Origin of the sequence: Legionella septentrionalis, assembly GCF_003989745.1 — a bacterium.
Taxonomy (GTDB): Bacteria; Pseudomonadota; Gammaproteobacteria; order Legionellales; family Legionellaceae; genus Legionella_A; species Legionella_A septentrionalis.
Genome location: NZ_RZGS01000069.1, coordinates 1 through 3,310, shown reverse-complemented (window position 1 = coordinate 3,310; position 3,310 = coordinate 1). Strand labels below are relative to the sequence as shown.

Genomic DNA, 3,310 nt, shown 5'->3' with positions numbered 1-3,310 from the left:
GGGCATCATCATACTATCAAAGCTCCTATCGTGGGAGAGGGGGTAGATCGAAGTGAAATAGAAAAATTTGTGCTCAATTTAAGATGAAATCTTGGCTAAAAAACTTTAGGGACGTTGCCTAATACTACCAGTGTGCGACTTCATCCATTCTGGTATACGGAGCGTGAGCATTTTAAAAAACATAAAGTGCGAACAACTCACCATGGCCTGACCAGAAAAAAAGACTTTTTTGATGATTTTTTTAAAACCGTGCAAAATATTTGTCAAAGCAAACAAGAGGTATTCCTTCAGCACTATTATCAAAACTATAGCGAACCAGAATTTCCCCCAATTTGGATGATGATTGAAGCATTATCCTTTGGAGCAGTCTCGAAAATGTTTGATAACATTCAATCAATCGAAATACGCAATGAAATTGCTTCTGTATTTGGACAACATACAACAGTTATTGAATCGTGGATGAGAACCTTAACTTATACCAGAAATCTGTGTGCCCATCATTCAAGATTATGGAACAGGTGGTTTGTCATTCCACCAGTAATACCCAAATTTGACCCTTTAAAAAACCACATAAAACCAGATCCTGATGGGAATTTTCGTTTCCAACTGATCGCTTTTATTATAATTCGGCTCTTAGAAAAATTATCTATTCAAGATAATTGGAAAAAACAGCTATTTGGTTTGTTTGAAAAATATGAGGAATTTCCAGGCATGCAAATGGGCTTTACTTCCAATTGGAAAGAAGATCTTATTTGGACATAACCTCTTTTTCAGATACTTTACCCCGGACTAAATCCAACGATGCAAATTTAATGCTCTGTTTTCCAATTGCAAGAGGCAGATTAGCGCAATCATCGGTATAAATCTTTGCATCAAAACGTGCGCGAGAAAGGGCTACATAAAAAACATCCTTTGCCGTTGTCCGGCTCTGCGCATGTACATCAATCAAAACCCGATCGGCGGTTAAGCCTTGGCTGCTATGCACCGTTGTGGCATATGCATAATCGAGATGCAAAGGTTTGTGTGGATCTATGGAAACCGTACGGTGTTCATTCGCAATGGTGATCTGATCTGGAGACACGGAAGTGATTTTAAATCGATCTCCATTAGCAATATCCAAGTCTTTATCATTGCGGGTAATCCTTACAAAATCGCCTGATGAAAGCTCTTTTCGATCGGGCTCATAAACAGATAATTTTCGATAAGTCATAGGGTTAAATTCAAGGGTTTGCTGATTTTCCATAGAGCGGATAATCAGGCGATTGCCTATGGCTGTATCTTCCACACGGTAAAGTTCCCCACGTTTTAGTCCACAACGTGGATAATTTTTTTCTGGCTGGATAAAATCGCCTATACGGTAATGCTTGGCATACATTCTCTCGGCTCTTGTTGTATCTCTGCGAATTAGCGTGTCACAAGTAATACCTGTGCCTTGCAGATTTAATCCAACCCGCACCTGATTATTGATTTCTCGGCGTGCTTCATTGGTTCCGGTGACAATAATTGTTCTGGTGCGTTCATCTTCGGGTAACCTCAGGTATTCTTTGGCAATTGTGTGCTGGCGCGTTTGATGATCTTTAATTTCAACAACATTATGCACGTGTTTTAGGGCGTGTGCGGATTTACCCGTAGCTGCCAATTCAACCGCCTTTTTTAGCTCTGTATTTTTCTGGCGTTGAATGGAGCCCATGAGTGCCGTTTGCATGCCAGCAGCCTGTAATTGATCGAATGGTCTGCCAGCTTCAATGGCTTTGGTTTGTGCAGTATCCCCCAATAATACAACGCGGCTTCCTGCTTTTTCTGCGAAGCTCAGCACTTTTTCCATTAATCGAGTTGGCACGACACCCGCCTCATCAATGACGAGAACCGTTTTTTCATTGATATCCTTGTCTCTGCCTCGGATAAAAGAGGCCAGCGTATTGGCTTTTACGTTGAGATCTTGTAATGCTTTGACCTGGTTTCCGTAGGGTGCAAGTGCGCGCACGTTAAACCCTGCCGCTTCAATCAATTGTTTGGTTTTATCCAGCATGTGGGATTTTCCTGTGCCCGCATAGCCTTGTACGCCGACAATACGGTTGCTTGTTGCTAGAATAAGGCTGGCCGCTGCCTGTTGGCCTTTGTTTAAATCAGAATCTTGCAATAAATGATGTGCCCGTTCTTTGGTTAGAATAGGTTGCAAGCGATTACGTCCTTCATGCTCCAATTGCAGGATGCTTTTTTCGCGCAACACTGCGTCAGGGGTGGTATAACGCGCCTCACTTTGAACCAATTTCCCTTGCACAATGGCATCATGGATTTCTGTTTTTGCCTGTTGCAAAGATACGCCTGTTTTAACCACATATTCAATCCATTGAGTGCGGCTCAAGGGCTGGGTTGATTGAGCATCCATTTCTTCAGAAGGATAATACAATGGCTGCTCTTGAATTAACTCACCTTTTTCAATTTTTATTACCATTTCCTTTTCAAGATGAGAAAGCTTTGCACGGCCAACAGCATGCTGCAACGCTAAGTCCATCAAATCCCGTTCAAAAATAATGGATTGCCGTTCAGTTAAATGCTGAATGGCAAATTCTAACGATTGTTTTGCTGCTTCCTCTGCTGGAATATGAGCATTCGATTGAGCCGTTTGAAATTGATACGGTAATTTCTTGAATGAAATACCCAGCGCTTTGGCTTGCTGCTGCCATGCCTTGTGCAACGTTTCTCTATCAAGAGATGTTTTTTTCTGGCGGCTTAATAACGTTGCTCGCTGCTTTTGTAAACTGGTAGCTGTTTCACGATCTAGCCCCTGTGCCTTTAAATGCGCTTCTACTTCTTGTGAACGTTGACTAAAAGCTTCAATTTGCTCGCGCGTGATATGCGCCAGTTCAAAATTACCTTCTCGACCAAATTTGAGGCTGTATCCTGATTTTTGCAGACCTTCAGCCAACTCTGAGTTGTAGATTGCCCCTAAAAATCGAGTGGATTGGATGATTTCATCATTTTTTAAGGCGCGCCATGCACCGTCTTGGCGCTTAGTCATATTTAAAACAATCGCATGGGTATGCAACTGCGGGTCTTGAGCGCGACTGATTTCATGACGAAATTTAGGCTCTACCCCAAATACAGGGGCACTTTAATCGGATTATAGTAATCTAACTCTTTGATTCCGCAATCAAAAGAGGATTAAAGTGCCGAAGAAAGATATTAGGCTCTACCCCAAATACAGGGGCACTTTAATCGGATTATAGTAATCTAACTCTTTGATTTTGCAGTCAAAAGAGGATTAAAGTGCCGAAGAAAGATATTATCCTAAATTTACCTGGTTATT

The 3,310-nt window shown here is 41.7% G+C and carries 2 protein-coding genes and 1 pseudogene; 1 reads left to right on the top strand and 2 read right to left on the bottom strand.

Annotated features, from left to right (window positions below):
• Positions 1 to 114 precede the first annotated feature (114 nt).
• Positions 115 to 762 carry an Abi family protein gene (locus ELY11_RS12180; RefSeq protein ID WP_233579872.1) on the top strand — a complete coding sequence of 216 codons (648 nt, stop codon included), beginning with the start codon at positions 115 to 117 and terminating at the stop codon, positions 760 to 762.
• On the opposite strand, the gene ELY11_RS12720 is transcribed toward ELY11_RS12180, so the two are convergent.
• Positions 749 to 1,210 (bottom strand): ATP-binding domain-containing protein, encoded by a 462-nt coding sequence (locus tag ELY11_RS12720; RefSeq protein WP_267900241.1) that lies wholly within the window; start codon positions 1,208 to 1,210, stop codon positions 749 to 751. The genes ELY11_RS12180 and ELY11_RS12720 overlap by 14 nt on opposite strands.
• A gap of 381 nt (positions 1,211 to 1,591) precedes the next feature.
• A pseudogene (gene mobF / locus ELY11_RS12715) lies at positions 1,592 to 3,076 on the bottom strand (MobF family relaxase); the annotation flags it as partial.
• Between the last annotated feature and the right edge of the window lie 234 nt (positions 3,077 to 3,310).

Bases quoted from the DNA above. Each gene is read 5' to 3' on its own strand.
- ELY11_RS12720 (WP_267900241.1), bottom strand. From the start codon at position 1,210: ATGACTTATCGAAAATTATCTGTTTATGAGCCCGATCGAAAAGAGCTT.